General features: G+C 63.6%; 21 protein-coding genes. 12 read left to right on the top strand and 9 right to left on the bottom strand.

Annotated features, from left to right (window positions below):
* The first annotated feature begins 297 nt into the window (after positions 1-297).
* Both hutU and VF629_RS11070 read left to right on the top strand, forming a co-directional pair.
* Positions 298-1974 (top strand): urocanate hydratase, encoded by a 1677-nt coding sequence (gene hutU, locus VF629_RS11075; protein ID WP_414653866.1) that lies wholly within the window; start codon positions 298-300, stop codon positions 1972-1974.
* A gap of 211 nt (positions 1975-2185) precedes the next feature.
* On the top strand, positions 2186-2590 hold the full coding sequence (locus tag VF629_RS11070; protein WP_331058540.1) for a hypothetical protein: 405 nt from the start codon (positions 2186-2188) through the stop codon (positions 2588-2590).
* Positions 2591-2748: 158 nt separating this feature from the next.
* Here the strand turns inward: VF629_RS11070 and VF629_RS11065 are convergent, their stop codons facing one another.
* Entirely contained in the window at positions 2749-3771 is a 1023-nt protein-coding gene (locus VF629_RS11065) for a glycoside hydrolase family 43 protein (RefSeq protein WP_331058539.1), read from the bottom strand.
* A 252-nt stretch (positions 3772-4023) separates the two neighbouring features.
* Here VF629_RS11065 and VF629_RS11060 point away from each other — a divergent pair, with 252 nt between their 5' ends.
* The 3 genes from VF629_RS11060 (at position 4024) to VF629_RS11050 (ending at position 6817) form a co-directional block, all read left to right on the top strand.
* Positions 4024-5160, top strand: a complete 1137-nt coding sequence (locus VF629_RS11060) for a TlpA disulfide reductase family protein (RefSeq protein ID WP_331058538.1) — start codon at positions 4024-4026, stop codon at positions 5158-5160.
* A gap of 315 nt (positions 5161-5475) precedes the next feature.
* On the top strand, positions 5476-6249 hold the full coding sequence (locus VF629_RS11055) for a hypothetical protein (protein WP_331058537.1): 774 nt from the start codon (positions 5476-5478) through the stop codon (positions 6247-6249).
* Positions 6250-6385: 136 nt separating this feature from the next.
* The gene (locus VF629_RS11050) at positions 6386-6817 is read left to right on the top strand and encodes a hypothetical protein (RefSeq protein WP_331058536.1); all 432 of its coding nucleotides are present in this window, start codon (positions 6386-6388) and stop codon (positions 6815-6817) included.
* Between the two features lie 24 nt (positions 6818-6841).
* Here VF629_RS11050 and VF629_RS11045 read toward each other — a convergent pair whose 3' ends face one another.
* From VF629_RS11045 to VF629_RS11035, 3 genes are all read right to left on the bottom strand, one after another.
* Positions 6842-7378, bottom strand: coding sequence for a pyridoxamine 5'-phosphate oxidase family protein (locus VF629_RS11045; RefSeq protein ID WP_331058535.1), 537 nt, complete (start codon positions 7376-7378; stop codon positions 6842-6844).
* 128 nt (positions 7379-7506) lie between these two features.
* Positions 7507-8616: a mechanosensitive ion channel family protein gene (locus VF629_RS11040; protein WP_331058534.1), complete on the bottom strand. Its 1110-nt coding sequence runs from the start codon at positions 8614-8616 to the stop codon at positions 7507-7509.
* 94 nt (positions 8617-8710) lie between these two features.
* On the bottom strand, positions 8711-9547 hold the full coding sequence (locus VF629_RS11035) for an ion transporter (RefSeq protein ID WP_331058533.1): 837 nt from the start codon (positions 9545-9547) through the stop codon (positions 8711-8713).
* Between the two features lie 236 nt (positions 9548-9783).
* Here VF629_RS11035 and VF629_RS11030 point away from each other — a divergent pair, with 236 nt between their 5' ends.
* Entirely contained in the window at positions 9784-10626 is an 843-nt protein-coding gene (locus tag VF629_RS11030; RefSeq protein ID WP_331058532.1) for a hypothetical protein, read from the top strand.
* 284 nt (positions 10627-10910) lie between these two features.
* Here the strand turns inward: VF629_RS11030 and VF629_RS11025 are convergent, their stop codons facing one another.
* On the bottom strand, positions 10911-11618 hold the full coding sequence (locus VF629_RS11025; protein ID WP_331058531.1) for a GNAT family protein: 708 nt from the start codon (positions 11616-11618) through the stop codon (positions 10911-10913).
* Between the two features lie 291 nt (positions 11619-11909).
* On the opposite strand from VF629_RS11025, the gene VF629_RS11020 reads away from it, so the two are divergent.
* Together VF629_RS11020 and VF629_RS11015 are read left to right on the top strand one after the other, a co-directional pair.
* The gene (locus VF629_RS11020; protein ID WP_331058530.1) at positions 11910-12689 is read left to right on the top strand and encodes a serine aminopeptidase domain-containing protein; all 780 of its coding nucleotides are present in this window, start codon (positions 11910-11912) and stop codon (positions 12687-12689) included.
* 136 nt (positions 12690-12825) lie between these two features.
* Positions 12826-13659, top strand: a complete 834-nt coding sequence (locus tag VF629_RS11015; protein WP_331058529.1) for a phosphatase PAP2 family protein — start codon at positions 12826-12828, stop codon at positions 13657-13659.
* A gap of 240 nt (positions 13660-13899) precedes the next feature.
* On the opposite strand, the gene VF629_RS11010 is transcribed toward VF629_RS11015, so the two are convergent.
* From VF629_RS11010 to pncA, 3 genes are all read right to left on the bottom strand, one after another.
* Positions 13900-14247, bottom strand: coding sequence for a hypothetical protein (locus tag VF629_RS11010; protein ID WP_331058528.1), 348 nt, complete (start codon positions 14245-14247; stop codon positions 13900-13902).
* A 68-nt stretch (positions 14248-14315) separates the two neighbouring features.
* Positions 14316-15065 carry a hypothetical protein gene (locus VF629_RS11005; RefSeq protein ID WP_331058527.1) on the bottom strand — a complete coding sequence of 250 codons (750 nt, stop codon included), beginning with the start codon at positions 15063-15065 and terminating at the stop codon, positions 14316-14318.
* A gap of 60 nt (positions 15066-15125) precedes the next feature.
* The gene (pncA, locus tag VF629_RS11000) at positions 15126-15740 is read right to left on the bottom strand and encodes a bifunctional nicotinamidase/pyrazinamidase (protein WP_331058526.1); all 615 of its coding nucleotides are present in this window, start codon (positions 15738-15740) and stop codon (positions 15126-15128) included.
* A gap of 95 nt (positions 15741-15835) precedes the next feature.
* Between pncA and VF629_RS10995 the strand changes: the two genes are divergently transcribed.
* From VF629_RS10995 to VF629_RS10985, 3 genes are all read left to right on the top strand, one after another.
* Positions 15836-16705 (top strand): SDR family oxidoreductase, encoded by an 870-nt coding sequence (locus tag VF629_RS10995; RefSeq protein WP_331058525.1) that lies wholly within the window; start codon positions 15836-15838, stop codon positions 16703-16705.
* A gap of 33 nt (positions 16706-16738) precedes the next feature.
* Positions 16739-17527 carry an arylamine N-acetyltransferase family protein gene (locus VF629_RS10990; RefSeq protein WP_331058524.1) on the top strand — a complete coding sequence of 263 codons (789 nt, stop codon included), beginning with the start codon at positions 16739-16741 and terminating at the stop codon, positions 17525-17527.
* 158 nt (positions 17528-17685) lie between these two features.
* Positions 17686-18489 carry a class I SAM-dependent methyltransferase gene (locus tag VF629_RS10985; protein ID WP_331058523.1) on the top strand — a complete coding sequence of 268 codons (804 nt, stop codon included), beginning with the start codon at positions 17686-17688 and terminating at the stop codon, positions 18487-18489.
* Here the strand turns inward: VF629_RS10985 and VF629_RS10980 are convergent.
* Positions 18486-19052 carry a GNAT family protein gene (locus VF629_RS10980; RefSeq protein ID WP_331058522.1) on the bottom strand — a complete coding sequence of 189 codons (567 nt, stop codon included), beginning with the start codon at positions 19050-19052 and terminating at the stop codon, positions 18486-18488. The two genes, VF629_RS10985 and VF629_RS10980, sit on opposite strands and share 4 nt — an antisense overlap.
* 179 nt (positions 19053-19231) lie before the next feature.
* Between VF629_RS10980 and VF629_RS10975 the strand changes: the two genes are divergently transcribed.
* Positions 19232-19966: an SDR family oxidoreductase gene (locus VF629_RS10975; RefSeq protein WP_331058521.1), complete on the top strand. Its 735-nt coding sequence runs from the start codon at positions 19232-19234 to the stop codon at positions 19964-19966.
* Positions 19967-20029: the final 63 nt, after the last annotated feature.

The raw sequence follows: 20029 nt of genomic DNA, 5'->3' as shown, positions 1-20029 counted from the left end.
TGGGTCTCCAACGCAAGCGCCGCCTTGAGGGGCGTCCCGGGCACGTGAATAAATTGTTACCCAAGCCGTTGTTGCAATGCGGCGCTTTGCGCTGGCAAGCAGACCGGCGCTTATTGCATGCCGCCCGGAAGCAGACTGTCCCTTGGCACTTTCCTATATTCGCCGCACCACCCAACCCACCCCGTTGCCATGGCCTCTTACCCCACCGCCGAAACCCCCACGCCCGAGCTCAACCTCGAAGCCAATTCCTTCTCCACGGCCAGCGCAGCGCCAAAAAAACACGACGGCAAGCGCCCGATGTTCTACGAGTTCAAGCCCCAGGAAACCGTGAAAGCGGCCCACGGCAGCACGCTGCGCTGCAAAACCTGGGAGGCCGAAGCCGCCCTGCGAATGCTGGAAAACAACCTCGACCCCGCCGTGAGCCTGGTGTATGACGAGCTAATCGTGTACGGCGGGGCCGGCCGCGCTGCCCGCAACTGGAAGGAGTACCAAACCATCGTGAAAACGCTGAAGGAGCTGGAGGCCGACGAAACCATGCTCGTGCAGAGCGGCAAGGCCGTGGGCGTGCTCAAAACCTGGCCCCACGCGCCCCGCGTGCTCATCGCCAACAGCAACCTGGTGCCCGCCTGGAGCACGCAGGAATACTTCGACGAGCTCGACCGAATGGGCCTGATGATGTACGGCCAAATGACGGCCGGCTCCTGGATTTACATTGCCACCCAGGGCATATTGCAGGGCACCTACGAGACGTTTGCCGCCATGGCCGACCAGCATTTTGGCGGCAGCCTGCGCGGCACCATCACTGTCACGGCCGGCCTGGGCGGCATGAGCGGTGCCCAGCCCCTGGCCGTGACCATGAACGACGGCGTTTGCCTCGTCATCGAGCCAATTGACGAGCGGGTGAAACAGAAAGTCCGCGAAGGCTACCTCGACGAGCAGGCCCGCGACCTTGCCCACGCCCTGGAGCTGTGCGAGCAGGCCAAAGCCAACGGCAAAGGCTGGTCGGTGGGCCTCACTGGCAATGCCGTCACGGTGCTGCCGCAGCTGCTGGAGCGGGGCTTCCAGGCCGACATCGTGACCGACCAAACCTCGGCCCACGACCTGATGGATTACATCCCCGAAGGGGAAATAGGGGAGGTGCTGGCCCTGCGCGCGTCCAGTCCCGAGGAGTTCAAACGCCAGGCCCTGGCGTCCATCGTGAAGCACGTGGAGGCCATTTTGGAGATGCAGCGGCGCGGCACCATTGCCGTGGACTACGGCAACAACCTGCGCGGCCAGGCCGAAAAAGGGGGCCTGGCCGTGCGCGACGAGCACGGCCAGTTTCTGTACCCGGGCTTCGTGCCGGCCTATATCCGGCCGCTGTTTTGCGAAGGCAAAGGCCCTTTCCGTTGGGTCGCGCTTAGCGGCGACCCGCAGGATATTCTGCGCATCGACCGCGCCCTGCTCGAAACCTTTCCGGAGAATAAGCTGCTGGCTCGTTGGATAGCCAAGGCGCAGGCCAAAGTGCCATTCATCGGCCTGCCGGCCCGGGTGTGCTGGCTGGGCTACGGCGAGCGCGAGAAGTTCGGCCTCGTCATCAACGACCTCGTGGCGCGGGGCGAAGTGTCGGCCCCCATCGTCATCGGCCGCGACCACCTCGACTGCGGCTCGGTGGCCTCGCCCAACCGCGAAACCGAAGGCATGAAGGATGGCTCCGACGCCGTGGCCGACTGGCCCCTGCTCAACGCCCTGGCCAACTGCGCCAGCGGCGCCGACTGGGTGAGCCTGCACAACGGCGGCGGCGTGGGCATCGGCAACTCCACCCACTCCGGCATGGTAATCGTAGCCACCGGCACCCCCGAAAAAGCCGAACGCCTTAAGCGCGTGCTCACCACCGACCCCGGCATGGGCATCTTCCGCCACGCCGACGCCGGCTACGAGCTGGCCCAGGACGTGGCCCGCGAGCGCGGGGCGAAGATTCCGGGGTTGCTATAGGGCCGGGGCTGACAAAGGGACTGCTTTTGTGGCTTGTTGATTAAATACTACCTGCCGCTGTTTCCCGCACTCCTGGGGAACAAATGCACTCTCCTGCTGCGGCGCCGCCTATTGGCTAGTTGCGGGGCATTCAAACCATCCTTTCGTTCCTGCGTTATTTGCGCTGCACCAGCCCCTGAGGCATTGGGTGGGCCAAACGCCTTTGCTATTTATGACAACAACTTTGCGCCGGGGAGACGGCAGCACCTACCTCACCTTGCAGTACATCCAGGACGGTGACTGGATTCACGCCCGTTGGTTTGGGCGACAAACCCTGGGAAGCGTGATGGACGGCGGCCTGACTTACCTGGAACTGATACGCCGCCAGCCCTGCCCCCGGCTCCTCAACGACCACCGCGACCTGGTGGGCACCTTCACCGAGGCCAACGAGTGGATTCAGCAAATCTGGACGCCGCTCACCATTGCCGAAGGACTGCGCTCCATCGGGCAGGTAGTGTCGCCGGACATTTTCGGCCACCTATCCATCGAAGACCTACAGCACCGCATCGGCGACAAGCTCGACATCTACCTGTTTGAGGAATTCGACGCGGCGCTGGCCTGGTTGCTGACGCAGTAAAAGCAGCGAACCCGCACCGGCAATGATGGCAGCGTGCAGCGTGACCGAGCCGCAAGCATAAGACGAAGCAATGTGAGCAGGGCCAGGAAACACTTGTCGCAATAGCTCCACTGCTCCACTGGCGTAACCTGAGCGCGTCCGCAGGACGGCCACTGGCTCTAAAGACGCTGCTTCGCCACGCCTTCCTTGGTAATTTTCACCGGCTGAATGCGGCCCTGCGCGTCAAAAACGAGTTGGTCGATGCAGGTGACGCGGTGGTGTATGTCGGTTTCGCCCAGCGGGCGGCGGTGGTACACGATGTACCACTGGTCTTTTCCCGGCACTTGGATGACGGAGTGGTGCCCGGCGCCGGTGGCCACGCTGGCGTCTTGCTGCAGGATTTTGCCCACGCGCTGGAACGGGCCCATCGGAGAATCGGCCACGGCGTAGGCCACGGAGTAGTTGGGGCCGCCCCAGCCACCTTCCGACCACATGAAGTAGTACTTGCCGCCGCGCCGGAACATGAACGGGCCTTCCACATAGTTCTGCGGCGTGATTTCTTTGAAGGTGGTGCCGTCGGGGAAGGGAAGGAAGCCGGTGAAATCGGGCTTGAGGCGCGCAATGTTGCAGTGCGACCAGCCGCCGTATATCAGGTAGTACTGCCCGTCCTTGTCCTGAAAAACGAACTGGTCGATGGGCTGGGCGCCGTTGTGAATATTCTCAACGAGCGGCTTCCCGAGGTAGTCGTTGAAAGGGCCTTCTGGCCGGTCGGCCACGGCCACCCCAATGCCGCCTATTTCACCCTCGTGCACGTCGTTGGCCCCAAAAAACAGGAAATACCGGTTGTTCTTCTGTACGATGGACGGGGCCCACATGGCGCGCCGGGCCCACTTCACGCGGGCCGTGTCCACGATGCGCGGGTGCTTGGTCCAGGTCACGAGGTCGGGCGACGAAAACGCGTCCATGAACACCTGCTCGTCAAACGGCGCGGAGTACGTGGGGTAAATCCAATACGTTTTGCCGAAGATGGTGGCCTCGGGGTCGGCGTACCAGCCCGGGAACACCGGGTTGCCGGCGCGGGCCGGTCCGACTGCAGGCTTTGCTGCCGCGGCGCTGGCTTTCGCCGGGCTGGGCGCCTGTGCGGAAGCCAATTGCGGCAGGAATAGGCCGAGCAGGCCGCCGAGCAAGAATAGGTATTTCATGGGCGCTAGATACAGGCGAAAAGAGAAGTGCTCAGCAGAGTAGAGCAGGCTTTGCCTATCGAAACCCCTGGTGAGTTCTTGCTTGGCGAAGAAAGCATGTAGCCCGCATACCAACCGCGCTGAAAGACCGTTGCTTAAGTGCGACCTTGCCGTCGTATGGGCGGTGGCAGTCAGCTCATCAACACGTGCTGTTGGCTAACTCCTGTCGTCGGCCAGCATTTCATCCTCCTTTGCCCTCCGGCTCCATTGCGCATGAAAAACCAGCTACTTGGCCTCTTACTGCTGGCGCCGGGCCTCGCCCTCGCCCAGACGCCCGTATCCTACACCATCAAGGGGAAAATTGGCCAGCTGAACGCGCCCGCCAAAGTCTACCTGCTGCGCGGTATGCAACCTTCGGATTCGGCCACGCTGAAAAACGGAGCGTTTGAATTCAAAGGCAGTACCGACGTGCCCGCCCCGGCCGACGTGGTGCTCCAACGGAACGGCAAGCTGAAGGACACTTATTCCGCATCGCAGGAACGCGTCAGGATTTTTCTGGAGCCCACCCCGGTTGTCATTAGCAGCGCGGATTCGCTGCTGGAGACGCGAGCGAAGGTCTCGGGGGGCTCCATCACCGCCGACAACCAGAAGCTCGGGGCCGCCATGCTGGCCATGAAAGCCAAAGCAATGGCCTTCGGGGCTGAGGCCCGCAAAGCCACGGAGGCCCAGCGGAAAGACCCCGTTTTTGCCGCGCGCATGCAGGCGCAGTTCGAAGCCCTCAACAAGGAGTACGGCCAGGTTTACGTCAATTTCATCAGGGAGAATCCCAACTCCTGGGTCAGCCTGTACGGGCTGGAGGGCATGCAGATGATGGAAGTGCCCCAATACGCGGTGGTGGGGCCGTTGTACAACGCCCTCAGCCCAACCTTGAAGAATAGCCCCGTGGGGCGCCGCTACGGCGAATTGGTAGAAAAGCTCAGGGCGGTAGCCCTCGGGGCCCAGGCCCCTGCCTTCACCCAAAAAACGCCCGACGGCAAGCCCGTGTCGCTGGCTGACTACCGCGGCAAGTACGTGCTGGTTGATTTCTGGGCGAGCTGGTGCGGGCCCTGCCGTAAGGAAAACCCAGCGGTGATAAAACTCTACAACGAGTTCAAAGGCAAGAATTTCGACGTGCTCGGCGTGTCGCTCGACGATGAGAAGGGCCGCGCCAAGTGGGCCAAAGCCATTGCCGACGACCACCTGCCCTGGACCCAGGTGTCGGACCTGCGTGGCTTCAATAACGAAGCTGCGCAACTATACGGCGTGCGTGCCATCCCCCAGAACTTCCTGATTGACCCAGCGGGCAAGATAGTGGCCCTCAACCTGAAAGGGGAGGAGCTGAGAGCCGCCCTGGCAAAGTACCTCAAGTAACCGCTGGCGCGTTGGTCCAGCGCCGCCCAGACGTAGTTGGCCTGCAAAAAGGCGTCGCGGGTACCTGGCTACGCAGGAGCGAGTGGCATTGGGTTCAGTGGGCATTGCGGGCCACACCGACCTGGCAAGTCTCCGGCTGCTTCGGCCAAGCACGCCGAACCCTCACTGCCAGAAATGGTTGAGTAAACTTGCCTTTTTCGACCGCGTGGGGAGTTTGCGGCACGTTTCCGAAACTACGCTACCTCAGCTTCGTAAAGCGGCGAAAGGAGTTGCCGGTAAACCGGAAGACTGATGAGTGCGCAACAGCCAGCCAACATGAGCTCGCCTTGGCCCCGTGCTACGGGGGCTAAGCTGCCCAACTCCGGCGCCAAAGGCGCCGCGGGCCGCCGCGTGGGCACCCTGGCCAAGACCTTTCTGCTGGTGATGGCCTGCGGGCTGCTGTTTGGCGTGGGCTTAGCGCGGCTGTCTCAATATTTTGGGGCCAATTCAGGAAGCCCGGTACCCGAGGCATCGGGCGCACCGGCTACGGCGGCCCTCGACAGCATGGAGCACGAGGCCGCGGTGCCCATCAGCCAGCTGCCCATAACCGGCAGCCAGTACCGGGTGGCGGTTGAAAAAGCCTATTTATTTGCCAACCCGCAGCATTCGGCGCCCCTCAAGCGGTTCTTGCAGCGCGGGGATGTGTTCTACGCCGATGGCGACAGCAATGGGTTTGTGCGCACCACGTTTGTGCAGTTGAACGGCGCCCAGGGCAATGGGTGGCTCAGGCAACGCGAGCTGCACAAAATAGCGGCCAGCCCGCCGCCTAAAGCCGTGCCGGCAACAGCGCCGGTGGCGCCCGCGGCACTCGCAGCGGCCACGTCCACGCGACGAACCGCCAAGCCGGTGCTTTATCGCTCGCGAGCTGCGCAAAGCGCTGCCCGCCAGCCGGCCCGCACGCGGGTAGGGGCCTGGCTGCAGCGAACGCGGGAAAAAGTGTTGCCCCGGCGCAAAGCGTCCACCGAAGCCAAACGCAACAAAAAGAAAGCGCCGCCCTGTAAGTGCGCTGTCCTGCCCATAGGCCCGTCGGCGCTGGCTGCACAAGCTTAACCCCTGGGTAAACTTCCGGCTTGCCCGCCCAGCAGGTGCCCCGTTAGCCATTCCCGCAGGGCTTTCAAGGCAGCGCTGGGTTTCCGGGCCAAGAGCGGGGCGGCACCGCTGAGGCTACTTTGTGCGTACAGGGAAAATGAGCAACTACCTCTTTCTCCTACTTCCGCCGTTGGCGCTGGCTGCTTTTGTGGGGTTCTTTAGCCTGATTGTGAAGGGGCTGGCCGTGGCTGGTTGGCAGCGGCTGGCCAAGCACTACCGGGTGGCTGCTTTGCCGCCGGGCCCCACCTTTCGGTTGTCGCTCGCCACGGTGGGCGGCGTGCGGTACCGCGGGGCCGTGAAAGCGGGCGCCACGGCCGAGGGCCTGAGTTTGGCCACGGGCTTCCCGTTTGGGACGGGGCACGCGCCCATGCTCATTCCGTGGTCGGCCATTGGCCCGGTGCACGTCCGGCAGATGCTTTGGCTCACTTCCTACGAAACCGAGGTGCAGACCCCCACCGGCACCGTGGGCCTCACCTTCGCCAGCAACGACCTCATGGAAGCCGCCAAGCCCTGGCTGAAAATGGCGTAACTGCCACTAGCGCAGCCTGCGGGGCTAAATCCCGGTGGGTTTGCCGTCCAGGCTCTGGGTGTTGCGCTGGGCCCAATACGTTTCCACGGCTTCGGGGCCTTTCCTTTCCCAGGATTGGGTGAGGTCTTCGCGCGCCGACTCATACGCCATAAACGGCACGGCCATGCCGCAGGAGCTGGTCACCAGGTCCACGTCAACCACGAAAACCTGCCGGGCTCCGGCCAGGTCGGGAAACAAGGGCAGGAGGGCGTTCCATTCGGCGTCGCGCGGGTGGTGCACCGCCGCGGTGCCGTAGAGCCGCAGAATGTTGGGCTTGCCCTCAAACGCGCAAAACATGATGGTAATGCGGTTCTGCTCCAGCAGGTGGGCGGCCGTTTCGTTGCCGCTGCCCGTGAGGTTGAGCCAGGCCACGCGGTTGGGCCCGAGCACGCGAAACGTATCGAGCCCTTTGGGCGAAACGTTGACCCGGCCTTCCGGCCCCGCCGTGCCCACGAAGAATACTTTCTGCTGCTCGATGAAAGCCCGAGTGGCGTCGTCGATTTCCGCGAATTGCTTGCCCATAACCTGCGTGCGTGAAGGGTGAAACGCAACTGCCGAGCGGCGCCTGGTTGCGCCTGCGAACTTACGGCCTGATTACTGGTCCACGCCTTCACCCAGCGGGCTGGTAACCAGCCGCTGCAAGGTTGTCCTTACCCATTGCGGCCCACCATGCCCATCGCCGGGCCGAAAGCAGCGGGGGTGCCCTCCACCACGGCGCGGGTGCGGGGCAGGGCGTCGGGGTATTCGCGCTGCAGGAAGGCCACCAGCTGCTCGCGCACGGCGCAGCGCAGCTCCCACACGGCGCCGGCGTCGGCGGCGCTCACCAGGGCGCGCAGCTCCAGGGTGCGGTCCTTCGAATCGGTGACGTGCAGCACGGACACGCGCCGGTCCCAGTAGGGGCTGCTCTCCACAATGCGTTGGAGCTCGGTGCGCACCGCTTCCACGGGCACGGTGTAGTCGGTTTGCAGGTGTACCGTGCCCAGGATTTGGGCGCTGTTGCGGGTCCAGTTTTGAAAAGGCTTTTCGATGAAGTAGTTGAGCGGCAGTACTAACCGCCGCTCGTCCCAGATGCGGAGCACCACGTAGGTGAACGTTATTTCTTCTACCCGGCCCCATTCGCCTTCCACCACCAGCACGTCGTCGAGGCGGATGGGCTGGGTGAAGGCAATTTGAAATCCCGCCAGCAGGTTGCTGATGGAGCGCTGGGCCGCAAAGCCCACAATCACGCTGGCAATGCCGGCCGACGTGAGCAGGCCCGTGCCCAGCCGCCGCACCGTTTCAAAGCTCATCAGGACCAGGCCGGCGGCCACCAGCACAATGAGCGACATCACCAGTTTTTTGATGAATTGCAACTGGGTGAACAGCTTGCGCACCCGGAGGTTGTCGGCCCCGTCGAGCTGATAGCTGCGCAGCACCTGGTCTTCCACCACATCCAAGGTCTTGATGAGGCCCCAGGCGAAAGTGATAATCAGGGCAAACTCCACCACCCGGCGCAGCACCTCGAAGCCCTTGGGCGGCAGCTGCACCAGCGGCAGCAGCAACGATACGGCCAACACGGGCAGAAAAAAAGCCGTGGCTCGCCCCAGGTGCCGGTCCACGGATTGCGCCAGGGGCGAATTCTCGCGTCGGTTGTAGGCCCGCAGCGCTCCGAACACCAGCAGCTTCACCACCAGCCCCAGCACGAGGCCCGCCACCAGCACGCCCAGCGTGGCTATGATTTCGGGGAAATGGGACAGAATATGAGTGAATTTCTCTTGCATACCAACTGCTGCGCTTATCGAGCGCCCCGCGTTCACGTGAGAGAAGTGTACCCGCGGCGGGGCCGAAAGGTTAGCGCCCGGGGCCGGCCGGTGGCTACAGCTTCTCGCCGCAGCGCCAGCAGAATTCCGCGTCGGGCCGGTGGTCGGCGGCCTGGCAGACGTGGCATATCGCCTGCTTGTAGGCCAGGGCCTCCGCGCGCTTGCTGGGCAGGGCCATTTGGGCCGACACGATGCCCGTGGGCACGGCAATGATGGCGTAGCCCAAAATCATGAGCACCGAAGCCAGGCTCTGGCCCAGCACCGACACCGGCGAAATGTCGCCGTAGCCCACCGTGGTCAGCGTGACGATGGCCCAGTAAATGCTTTTGGGAATGCTGGTGAAGCCGTTTTGCCCGCCCTCCACCACGTACATCAGCGTGCCCATCACCACCACCAGCGTCAGCACGGCCGAGAGGAACACCAAAATTTTGAATCGGCTGGCCTTGAGGGCATCCACAATGAACTCGCCCTCGCCCACGAAGCGCCCCAGCTTGAAAATGCGAAACACCCGCAGCAGCCGTAGCGTCCGAATGACGAGGAGGTAGCGGCTGCCGGCCAGCAGCAGCGTTGCCAGCGTGGGCACAATGGCCAGAAAGTCGACGATGCCCAGCGGGCTTAGGGCGTAGGCCAGTGGCCGCCGCACCACCAGCAGCCGCAGCACGTACTCGACGATGAACAGGGCCGTGAACGCCCACTCCACGGCCTGCAGAAAGGGCCCGTACTGCGCCGAAATGCTGCGCACGCTTTCCAGCATCACGGCCACCACGCTCAGCACAATGGCCACCAGCAGCCCGATGTCGAAGGCGCGGCCGGCGGGGGTATCCGACTCAAAAATGACGCTGTAGGCGGTGCGCTTCCAGCCGGAAGCGCCTTCACGAGGTCGGTTGTCCATAACACAGTCAGGCTGCCGTGGGCGGCAACTCATCCAAGCTTCTCCTACGCAGGGCGGCGGGTTGCAGGCCAATGCCCGTGCACGTCCAGGCCATATAGAAGCCGCTTGCACTGTCGCGCCAAGCCCCGGCAGCCGGTTGATTTCGGTGCAACCAAGGAACAAAACGCTGCCTTTGCCGCCTGCAATACGTAGTAGCCAAGAATCCCTCTTGCGCACCCCGTCTAGCCCCTTGCACCATGAGCGCACTCAACCAAGCCGACATGAGTTCGACCTGGCCCCGAGCCAGCGGCGTCAAGCCTGCCGTTCCGCGCTCAATTGTTGCGGGCCGGACCGGTGAAATCAGCATCCTGAAGACGTTTTTCCTGGTGGTCGGGTGTGGGCTGCTGTTTGGCCTGGGCCTGGCCTACGTGGCCTGGCACTACGCCGGGCAGGATGCTGCCGCGCCTGCCGCGCAGCCGCGCACCCTGCCCACCGCCCGCCCCACTCCGCCGGCCCGTCAGCCGGCCCCGGGGGCTTCGTTTGTGCCTCCGGCCCAGCCGCCGGGGCCAAGCGCCCGGTATCGGGTGAAAGTTGAAACGGCGTATTTCTTCGACGTTCCCCAGCAATCGACGCCCAACGGCCGCTACCTGCGCCGGGGCGACGTGTTCTACGGGCAGGGCGAAACCAACGGCTTTGTGAAAACGGGCTTTGTGCAGCCCAACGGGTCGGCCGGCACTGGCTGGCTCAAGCTCGATGGCCTGACCAAGCTCGGCGGCTCGGCCCCGCGGCCAGCAGCGGCCAGCCGTGCCGCCGCGCCTGCCGCTGTGCCTGCCGCCGCGCCCACGCCCGCCAAGCCCGCCCGGCCCGTTGCGGCCGCCGCCGAACCAAGCGGCAGCGCCGGGGCTCAAACGGCCGTGGTCCAAGTAGCCAAGTCGTATTTCTACGACTCGTCCGACCTCGCGCAGCCCCGCAAAGCGCACTGCGTGCGCGGCGACAAAGTGCGCCTCGGAGAAAGCCAGGGCGAGGCCGTGTACGTCACCTTCACCAACTGGGAAAAGGTCACCACCAGCGGCTGGATGCGGCAAGACGCGCTGCGGTAGATGCCATGAGGTAGCTGTTTTGATTGACAGTGGTAGCCTTGAGGAAAATTTGCATGCCTGGGCTCTCCAGCGTTACTCATGTCTAAAGTCGTTTTTTGCTTCGTATTCGCCTTGGCACTGAGCTTTAGGGTAGTTATTTGGGTGGTTTAGGTAGCCTGCTGCCGTTGGACCCCGCAAACCGTCCTCAGGAGTGTAGACAATAAGGATTCCTAAAAAAGCCCGTCATGCAGCGCGCCGCGCAGCATGACGGGCTTGTAGTTTGCTGTCCACACAGCCTAGTAGGGCTAGTAAGCGCGGTTCCTCTCCGCGGCGTTAGCAGCTCGCCGGCGTTGCCATTGCGGGTGTTTGCCCCTGGCCGCAGCGGAAATGCCTTGCGCCGCCCGCCATTCGGAGGCCAGCAAGCTCATTTCCACCGACGACCAGTATTCTTCCTCGTGGCGCAGCACGTGGCGCAGCGTGCCAATGTGGCGAAAGCCGCACCGCTCGTAGCAGCGAAGGGCGTCGGCGTTGAAGTCGTACACGCCCAAGCCAATGCGCTGCAAGCCCAGTTGGCCAAAGCCGATGGCTAGCGCAGCCTGGGTCATGGCCTGGCCGTAGCCGCGGCCGCGGTGGGGTACTTTGCCTACCAGCACCCGCGCAATGCGCCCCGTGCGGTTCTCCCAGGCAATGTTGTCCAGCGCAATGTGGCCAATGAGTTGGCCCGTTTGTGCATCCAGGGCCTTGTAGGCCAGGGTTTCGGAACGGCCCGGCACGTTGGCGCCGCGCAGGTGATGGCGCAGCTGCTCGGGGGTGAGGGGAAAGGTAAACGCGGCTCCGCAGCACACCTTGAGCAGCCGCTCCGAGTCCATCCAGGCAATAAGTTGGGGAAAATCAGCTTCAGTGAAAGGCTCCAGAACAACCACGGGGCAAAACCGAAAGGCATCGACAAAAAGACTCTTCGAAAGGGCCACCAACGAAGTGGAATCGCGCCGATGACCGGGGACGGCCTGCATGGCCCTATCCACAATTCGCAACGAGATTTTCGTACGGGTACGCTACTTGAAAAGTGCCTGCATTGCGGCGTTTTACGTATTTTTTGGAACAAAATCAGTAACTCTCGCAGCGGTTGACGCAACGGGATGGGCCACTGCCGCGCTTCGGGGCCGGCACTGTGGTGCTTTGTTTCAGTTCTGGCCTTTGCCGGCCTGTGGGACTTTTGCAGTAAATAGCACACCCAATTATCCGCCGTGTCCGTCGGCACCCCTTTCCCAGCTTGCGGAAATGGCGGCCGGGTATGCTTTCGAATGACTAAAACCCCCTTTCTCTGCCTCGCGCTGCTGCTGGCCGGGTGCGCCACCAACCGTGCGGCCGAACAAAACGCGGCCAGCTTGCCCCCCGCCGGGGCCACGTTCCGCCTGCCGCCCACCCACCGCCTCGACTTGTTCGATGCGGCCCGCCGCCGCGCCATTCCCGTGGCCCTGTACGCGCCCACCAAGCCGGCCCGGGCCTCGAAGCGCAAGCTGGCCTTGTTCAGCCACGGGTACGGGGGGCAGCACATCGGCTATTCGTTTGTGGCCCGCACTTTGGCCGCGCACGGCTACCTAGTGGCCAGCGTGCAGCACGAGCTGCCCACCGACGAGCCGTTGCCCCAAACCGGCAACCCCCGCGAGGTGCGCCGGCCCAACTGGAACCGTGGCGTGCAGAACCTGGCGTTTGTGCGGCGCGAGCTGCTACGCACGCACCCCGAACTGGACAGCCTGCACCTGCTGGTGGCCGGCCATTCTAACGGCGGCGACATGTCGGTGCTGTTTGCCGAGCAGCACCCGCAATTGGTGGAAAAACTGATTTCCCTCGACCACCGGCGCATGCCACTGGCCCGCGCGCGCACCCCGCAAGTGTTGTCCATTCGCTCCAGCGACCAAGTGGCCGACCCCGGCGTGCTGCCCACCCCGGACGAACAAGCGGCCCAGGGCATGAAAATCGTGCAGCTGCCGGCCACCATCCACAACGACATGTGGGACGGTGGCACGCCACAGCAGCGGCAGGAAATTGAAGACCACATCTCGCGCTTTTTAGGAAACTAGCCGTCGCTCTTTTCGCCGTAGCGTGCTTTTTTGAGTACTTGGGGTGGCGCGTATAATACTGAATATCATCGGATAATGCGTTAGGTAAAACTCGCTTCGCAATCTTCCGTTTGAGCTTCTTTTCACCCCCTCGATTATGAAGCTTTTTTTCTCTTTTCTTCTTTCCGGCAGCTTGCTTATGGGTACCGCCCCGGCAGCCATGGCCCAGCAGGCACCCTCGCCGTACCGCACCGACCTTCTCAAGGACGGCGCCATCATCACCGGTCTCACCGCCCTGAGCGTAACGGGCCTGTACCTGGTGCAGCAAAAGAGCGGCCTCGACGAAGCCGGCCTCGCCGCCCTCAACAAGAACGACGTGCCCAAATTCGACCGGTTCGTGGCCGGCAAGTACAGCGAGCGCGCCCAAACCGCCAGTGACATTCTTTGCTACGGCGCGGCCATGACGGTGGCGCCCGGCCTGCTGGCCCTCAACCCCGCCGCCCGCGGCCGCTACGGCCAGGTGGCCGCTTTGTACCTGGAAACCATGCTGGCCACCGATGCCCTGTTCACGATGACCGTGGGGACTGTGACGCGCTACCGGCCCTACCTGTACGGTGCCGAGGGCGGCAACAGCCGCAGCGGCAAAATAGCCACCAACTCGTTTTTTGCGGGCCACACAGCGCACTCGGCCACGGGCACCTTCTTCGCGGCCAAAGTCTTTCACGATTTCAACCCCGACTCGCCGGCCCAGCCCTATGTGTGGGGTGCGGCCGCCGTGATTCCGGCCGCCGTGGCCTACTACCGCATGGAAGCCGGCAAGCACTTCCTCTCCGACAACATTGTGGGCTACGTGGTGGGCGCCACCGTGGGCGTAGTGGTGCCGCAGCTGCACAAAACGGCCGGCCGCACCGGCGTGTCGCTGCTGCCCATGCAGGGCCTGAACGTGAACGGGCACGCTTACTCCGGGCTGCTGCTCAGCAAGCGACTGTAAGGGCGCTGCGCTGATGTTCGTTATTAGTTGCTCGTTGTCAGCTGTTTGTGCGGTTTCGCCGTCGGTGTAGCGGCTGGGCAGTAGCGCGAACTTTGAGGTTCGCGTCCCCGGCGGACAACCGAACGACACCCAACGGGCTGTAACGGCGCGGGGACGCGAACTACAAAGTTCGCGCTACTGCTACCGCACGCTGACGGCGAGACCGCGCTAACAACTGACAACGAGCAACTGACAACTCGTTCATTTAACCGGTGCTGTTTCCACGGCGCCAGTGGCTTTGTTTACCTCAAACCGGGCGGCGTTGGGCATGCGCTGGGCCCAGTCGGTGCGGGGCACCAGCACTTGCCAGGTGGCTTCGTTGTCGTTCACGCGGGCCGAATCGAGCACGTACAGGGCAGCGTTGGGCTGGCCCTGGAGGTAGCGCCCCACGGCGGCGCGGGCGTCGGCGGCGGGTGCGCCGGCGGCGGCTGGCTGAATCGCTGTGGGCTGGCCCGGCGTGCTGGCGGCAGGAGCGGGGGGCTGGCAGCTGCCGAGCAACCCTAGCAGCACGCTAGTTGCGGCGAGCCGGAGGTTGGTTTTGTGCATCATGCGGCAAAGCTAACCCGTGCGTTCCGGCAAAGGCCGCACGTTGATTGCGCGGCAGGGCGGCGCCGAAACTACGCCGTCTTCACGAAGCGAATCAACTCGCGGACTTGGTTGAGGAAGCGGGCGTCTTCCGAAAGCTTGGCAATCTCCTGGGCCGTTTGCCGGGCCAGGGCCTCGTGGTCGCGCGCATTTTGGCGGGTGAGCTCCTCCAGCAAGGAGTCGAGGCGGTCGAGGCGGCGCAGCCCGGCCGTGTGCTGCTGGGCCAACTCGTGCGCCCACGAATTCGCTTCGGTGGCATCGAGCGAAGCGCGAATGCTTTCCAGGTGCGTTTCCAGTTCGCTCACGCGGGCCCGCAGTTCCACCACGTCTTCGCGGGGGTAATGCACTTGGTGCTGCATCAGGCGCAGGCGCGCGGCCAAGTGCTCGTAGGCGCGGGCCGCGGGCCGGGCAAAAGTGAGCGCCACCGCCGCAATGGCCGCCGGGTAACCCACCGCCACCACGCGGTAGTAGGCCAACGCCGCCAGCACCACCGCCGTGAGCAAATGCAGCCCCACGGCCAGCGTGCGGAAGCGCCCGGCAATGCGCTGCGCAAACGCCACGTGCTCTTCGTTGACGGCAATGCCCTTTTCGCGGGATTCGTGGGCATCCTGCACCACGCCGCGGGCGGCAAAATGTGCATTCCAAGGCAGGGTGGTGACCACGGCCAGCCACCACACCACGGCCACGCCCACCAGCCAATCAATCAGGCTGCCCACCGGCACGTGCAGCCACTGCAGGCCAAAAAACACCAGCAGCGCCCCGATGGCGAGAAAAAACAACATGGATGCAAATCCGCCGAAGGACATGGCCGCGCGCAAGTTAAGGTGAACCGTTGGCGCAAGTTAAGCGCCGAATACCTCACTGCTGTGCTGCAAGTTGCCGCCGTGCTGCCGTAGGTCGGCCTGGGCCCGGACCCAGCCCTCGGCCGAAATGGCGCGGGTGGCATCGGTGAGCACCGTGGCGGCAAAGCCTTCGGCCAGGGCGTCCTTCGCGCTGAAGTACACGCAGTAGTCGGCGGCCAGGCCGGCCAGGTACACTTCCGTCACGCCGCGGCCGCGCAGGTAGTCGGCCAGGCCGGTGCTTTTGCGGTGGCCGTTGTCGAAAAAGGCGCTATAGCTGTCGATTTCGGGGTTGGTGCCCTTGCGGAAAATGACTTCAATGCGGGCGGCGTCGAGCGCCGGGGCCAAGTCGGCGCCGGAGCTGGTTTGGGTGCAGTGGTCGGGCCAAAGCACTTGGGGCAAGCCGTGCAAATCAATTTGCTCGAACGGCTGGCGGCCGGCGTGGCTGCTGGCAAAACTTTGGTGCCCGGCCGGGTGCCAGTCCTGGGTGGCCACCACCAGTTCAAACCGCGGCTGTAAGGCGTTGACAATGGGCAGGATGGCGTCGCCTTCGGGCACGGCCAAGCGGCCACCGGGCAGAAAATCGTTTTGGATGTCGATGAGCAAAAGGGCTTTCATGGGCGCAGGAAACGAGGAACCGCAAAGTAAACCAAGCATTGGGCAAGCAGTTACGTCTACGGTCCTACGCTTCACCTTTTTCTTCCCTTGTCCCCATGCCCGACCTTCAACAGCAACTCGTTCTCGTCACCGGCGCTACCTCCGGCATTGGCGAAGTCACCGCCACGGAGCTGGCCAAGATGGGCGCCCACGTCGTCATTCTGGCCCGTAATGCCGACAAAGCCGCCGCCACCCAACGCGACATAAAAGCCGCGGCTGGGCACGACCGCGTCGACGTGCTGCTGGCCGACTTGGCCAGTCTGGAGCAGGTGCGCCGCGCCGCCGCCGAGTTCAACGCCCGCTACCCGCGCCTCGATGTGCTGGTGAACAACGCCGGGCTGGTTTTTGGGTCGCAGCGCCAGCTTTCCGTCGATGGCAACGAGCTGGGCCTGGCCACCAACCACCTCGGTCCGTTTCTGCTCACGGCGCTGCTTTTCGACAAGCTGCGCGCCAGCCCCGCCGCCCGCGTGGTGAACCTGGCCTCCAGAGCCCACGAATTCGCCAAACCCGACTTGGCCGACGTGCAAGCCGCGCGCCACTACAGCGCCATGCGCGTGTATAGCAACACCAAGCTCTACAACATCATGTTCACGCAGGAGCTGGCCCGCCGGTTGCGCGCCCACGGCATCCCCAACGTGACCACCAACGCCGTGCACCCCGGCGTGGTGGCCAGCGGCTTCGGCCAGAGCGCGGGCGGCCTGGTGGCCAAGGTCTGGCAGCTGGCCCACCCGTTCATGATTTCGCCGGAGAAAGGCGCCGAAACCAGCATTTTTCTGGCCTCGGCGCCCGAGGTCGCCGGCATCAGCGGCGGCTACTACGTCAAAAAAAGAGCCGAGCCCGTGAAGCACTCTTTCAACACGCCCGAGCACGCCCGCGAGCTTTGGCAGCTGAGCGAAAAGTTGACGGGCACGTCGTTTCTGTCGTAATTGGGCTGATTTCGCCACGGTTTCTCCTGTTCTATGCCCGTTCCCGCCGTCGACCTTGCCGCCTACACCGCCCGCATTGGCTACGCGGGCCCGCTCACGCATTCCCTCGAAACGCTGGTGGGCCTGCACCGGGCGCAGGCCTTCAGCATCCCGTTCGAGAACCTCGACATTCACCTTAACCGGCCCATTGGCCTCGACCCGGCCAGCCTGCAGCGCAAGCTGATTGGGGAGGAGCGAGGCGGCTACTGCTACGAGCTCAACGGCCTGTTCCGGCTGGTGCTGCTCGAGTTAGATTTCCCGGTGACCTGCCTGGTGGGGCGCAACTTGCTCGCCGGCCACCCGCTGCGCCCGCGCGCCCACCAAATCCTGCTAGTGGAGGTCGAGGGCCAGCCCTGGCTCGTCGATTTGGGCTTCGGGGCCAATGGCCTCATCGAGCCCATCCCGCTGGTCGTGGGCCCGGAGCACCAGCAGTTCTTCGACCGCTACCGCCTGCAAGCGGCCCCGCAGCACAACTACCACTTGCAACTGCGCATCCTGGGTGAGTGGCAGAGCCTGTACACGTTCACCCTGGACGAGGCCCAGCCCAGCGACTACCGAATGATGAATTTTTACTACTCGCAGGCGCCGGATTCCCCCTTTCGGCAGCAGCGCATCTGCACCCTGGCCGCCCCCGATTGTCGGGTGAGCCTGGTAGACCGGGAGCTGAAAATCCGGCGGCCCGACGGCAGTATAACCGCCCACGCCCTGACCGATGACGACGCCTACGAGCAGGCGCTGGCCACGCATTTCGGCCTGCGGCTGCCGGTCACTGCCGCGGGCTGAGCCGGGCGGAACGGCCAAAAATGGATGGTTGCTGCGTGCTTAGGTGAATGCCGCCGCTACGCCCGATTCTGCAGGTTTAAAGTGAGTAGACGCTGGTCTACAGCGAGCTGACTATTTTGCTGCTGAATTTTCGCTTAGCGACCCGTTTTTGCTTTTCAATGGAAGCTCAACCGTCTTACCTCGACCTCAACCGGGCGCTTTGGAATGCCCGAACCGGCCCGCACCTGGCTTCCGACTTTTATGCCGTAGAGGCATTTAAAGCCGGTCGGTCGTCGTTGAACGGCCTGGAACTGGACTTGCTGGGCAGCGTGGCGGGACTGCGCGTTTTGCATTTGCAGTGCCATTTTGGGCAAGACAGCCTTTCGCTGGCGCGCCTGGGCGCGCAGGTCACCGGCGTCGATTTGTCGGACGAAGCCATTGCCGCCGCCCGCCGCCTGAGCGCCGAATTGGGCGTGCCGGCCGAGTTCATCTGTTGCGACGTGTACGACCTGCCGGCGCACCTGCCCGACGCGCAGTTCGACTTGGTTTTCACCAGTTACGGCGTGCTGGGCTGGCTGCCCGACCTCACCCGCTGGGCGGCGCTGGTGCAGCGCTACCTGCGCCCCGGCGGCCGGTTGGTGCTGGTCGAGTTTCACCCCGTGGTGTGGATGTTCGACAACGACTTCACGCACGTGCAGTACAGCTATTTCAACGCGGGCCCCATCGAAGAAACGGAAGTTGGCACCTACGCCGACACCGGCGCCGCCATCAGCAACCCGTCCATCACCTGGAACCACGGCTTGGGTGAAGTGCTGGGCAGCCTGCTCGGGCAAGGGCTGCGCATCGAGCAGTTCCAGGAATACGACTACTCGCCCTACAACTGCTTCGCCCACGCCGTGGCCAATCCCGATGGCAGCTACCACATTGGCCCGCTGGGCGCCAAAGCGCCGCTGGTGTACGCCGTGGTGGCCCGCCGGCCCTAATCCTGGGCGGCCTGCGGGGCGCTGGCGGGCTGCTGCAACGCGCGCCACTCGTCTTCCAGAATGCCCATTTCGATGAGGGTCCAGTAGCCGTCGTCGTGGCGCACCACGTCGCGCAGCACGCCTTCCTTCTGGAAGCCGCATTTGAGGTAGCAGTTGATGGCGGCGTGGTTGAAGTCGTACACGCCCAGGCTGATGCGGTGCAGCTTCAGGTCCTCGAATCCGATGCGGAGCAGGGCTTTTACCATGCCTTGGCAGATGCCGCGGCGCCGTTCGGTGGTGTTGCCCACCAGCACGCGCGTGACGCGCCCGGCCCGGTCGCGCTGGCTGATGCCCCCCAGGGAAATGTGGCCCACGATGACGCCGGTTTTGGAGTCAACGGCTTTGTAAATGAAAACGCTGGGGTCGTTGAAGTCATTCGAGCCTTCGATGTACCACGCCAGGCTTTTTTCGGTGAGGGGGAATGAAAACATCGAGCCGCTCCATTCTTTCATGAGGCGCTCGTCGTCCACCCAGGCGATGAGTTGCGTAAAGTCGGCGGGGGTAAAGGGTTCTAGCTTAATCATGGGTGCGCCGGCCTTGCAGGCTCAGGTAGAAGTGTTGAGTAAGAATAAGTGCGCAATATAAGCTCATCCCTAACCGTCGGACTTTGCCGAAAGCCACAGCCGCCTTTTGCTATCAAACGGAACTCCCGAAGCCTTGTTAACCGCTTCTCGCATTATTTTTTCTACTTTTTTCGCCTGTCATGAATCTTTCCAACAACACTGTTCTGCTCACCGGCGGGGCATCCGGCATAGGGCTGGCGCTGGCCGTGCGCTTCCTTCAAGCCGGTAGCCAGGTCATCGTCATCGGCCGGCGGGCCGACAAGCTAGCCGAAGCCCAGCAGCAGCACCCCGGGCTGATTACCCGCGAGTGCGACGTGGCCGATGCTGCTGCGCGCACCGAGCTGGTGCGGTGGGCCACGGCCGAATACCCGGGCCTCAACGTGCTGGTGAACAACGCCGGCATTCAACACCGCGTCCAGCTCGCCGAAGACGCCGACTGGGAAGAGCGTCGGCAGGAAATCGTTATCAACGTGGAAGCGCCCATTCACTTGGCCATGCTACTTATTCCGCACTTGCGCCAGCAGGCCACCCCGGCCATTATCAACGTCACGTCGGGCTTGTCGTTTGCGCCGGCGGCGTTTGTGCCCATCTACAGCGCCACCAAGGCGGCGCTGCATTCGTTCACGCTTTCGCTGCGCCACCAGCTCAAACCCACCGGCATTTCGGTGCTCGAAATCGTGCCGCCAGCCGTGAACACCGACCTGGGCGGCCCCGGCCTGCACACCTTCGGAGCGAACGTGGACGAATTTGCTGATTCCGTGATGGCCCGCTTAGCCGCCGGCGAGGAGGAAGTAGGGTTTGGAACATCGGAAAAGTCTCGCCTGGCTTCGCGCAGCGAGCTGGACGAAATGTTCCGGGCAATGAACAACCGCTGAGCAATCAATTAACTAGGTTCAGCTGACAACTATAAATTAGGCCGTCGTGCAGATAGGCCGTCA

The organism is Hymenobacter sp., assembly GCF_036388155.1.
Lineage (GTDB): Bacteria > Bacteroidota > Bacteroidia > Cytophagales > Hymenobacteraceae > Hymenobacter.
The sequence above is the reverse complement of the archived record's forward strand: the minus strand, read 5'-3'. Positions and strand labels throughout refer to the sequence as shown.

What these genes read in the sequence shown, in the direction of transcription:
- VF629_RS11005 (WP_331058527.1), bottom strand. Translation starts at nt 15,065, where the DNA reads ATGTTGTTTTTTCTCGCCATCGGGGCGCTGCTGGTGTTTTTTGGCCTG.
- pncA (WP_331058526.1), bottom strand. Translation starts at nt 15,740, where the DNA reads ATGAAAGCCCTTTTGCTCATCGACATCCAAAACGATTTTCTGCCCGGT.
- VF629_RS10990 (WP_331058524.1), top strand. Translation starts at nt 16,739, where the DNA reads ATGCCCGTTCCCGCCGTCGACCTTGCCGCCTACACCGCCCGCATTGGC.
- VF629_RS10985 (WP_331058523.1), top strand. Translation starts at nt 17,686, where the DNA reads ATGGAAGCTCAACCGTCTTACCTCGACCTCAACCGGGCGCTTTGGAAT.
- VF629_RS11015 (WP_331058529.1), top strand. Translation starts at nt 12,826, where the DNA reads ATGAAGCTTTTTTTCTCTTTTCTTCTTTCCGGCAGCTTGCTTATGGGT.
- VF629_RS11020 (WP_331058530.1), top strand. Translation starts at nt 11,910, where the DNA reads ATGACTAAAACCCCCTTTCTCTGCCTCGCGCTGCTGCTGGCCGGGTGC.
- VF629_RS11070 (WP_331058540.1), top strand. Translation starts at nt 2,186, where the DNA reads ATGACAACAACTTTGCGCCGGGGAGACGGCAGCACCTACCTCACCTTG.
- VF629_RS11010 (WP_331058528.1), bottom strand. Translation starts at nt 14,247, where the DNA reads ATGATGCACAAAACCAACCTCCGGCTCGCCGCAACTAGCGTGCTGCTA.
- VF629_RS10995 (WP_331058525.1), top strand. Translation starts at nt 15,836, where the DNA reads ATGCCCGACCTTCAACAGCAACTCGTTCTCGTCACCGGCGCTACCTCC.
- VF629_RS11040 (WP_331058534.1), bottom strand. Translation starts at nt 8,616, where the DNA reads ATGCAAGAGAAATTCACTCATATTCTGTCCCATTTCCCCGAAATCATA.
- VF629_RS11065 (WP_331058539.1), bottom strand. Translation starts at nt 3,771, where the DNA reads ATGAAATACCTATTCTTGCTCGGCGGCCTGCTCGGCCTATTCCTGCCG.
- VF629_RS11035 (WP_331058533.1), bottom strand. Translation starts at nt 9,547, where the DNA reads ATGGACAACCGACCTCGTGAAGGCGCTTCCGGCTGGAAGCGCACCGCC.
- VF629_RS11030 (WP_331058532.1), top strand. Translation starts at nt 9,784, where the DNA reads ATGAGCGCACTCAACCAAGCCGACATGAGTTCGACCTGGCCCCGAGCC.
- VF629_RS11045 (WP_331058535.1), bottom strand. Translation starts at nt 7,378, where the DNA reads ATGGGCAAGCAATTCGCGGAAATCGACGACGCCACTCGGGCTTTCATC.
- VF629_RS11060 (WP_331058538.1), top strand. Translation starts at nt 4,024, where the DNA reads ATGAAAAACCAGCTACTTGGCCTCTTACTGCTGGCGCCGGGCCTCGCC.
- VF629_RS10980 (WP_331058522.1), bottom strand. Translation starts at nt 19,052, where the DNA reads ATGATTAAGCTAGAACCCTTTACCCCCGCCGACTTTACGCAACTCATC.
- VF629_RS11025 (WP_331058531.1), bottom strand. Translation starts at nt 11,618, where the DNA reads ATGCAGGCCGTCCCCGGTCATCGGCGCGATTCCACTTCGTTGGTGGCC.
- hutU (WP_414653866.1), top strand. Translation starts at nt 298, where the DNA reads ATGTTCTACGAGTTCAAGCCCCAGGAAACCGTGAAAGCGGCCCACGGC.
- VF629_RS11055 (WP_331058537.1), top strand. Translation starts at nt 5,476, where the DNA reads ATGAGCTCGCCTTGGCCCCGTGCTACGGGGGCTAAGCTGCCCAACTCC.
- VF629_RS11050 (WP_331058536.1), top strand. Translation starts at nt 6,386, where the DNA reads ATGAGCAACTACCTCTTTCTCCTACTTCCGCCGTTGGCGCTGGCTGCT.
- VF629_RS10975 (WP_331058521.1), top strand. Translation starts at nt 19,232, where the DNA reads ATGAATCTTTCCAACAACACTGTTCTGCTCACCGGCGGGGCATCCGGC.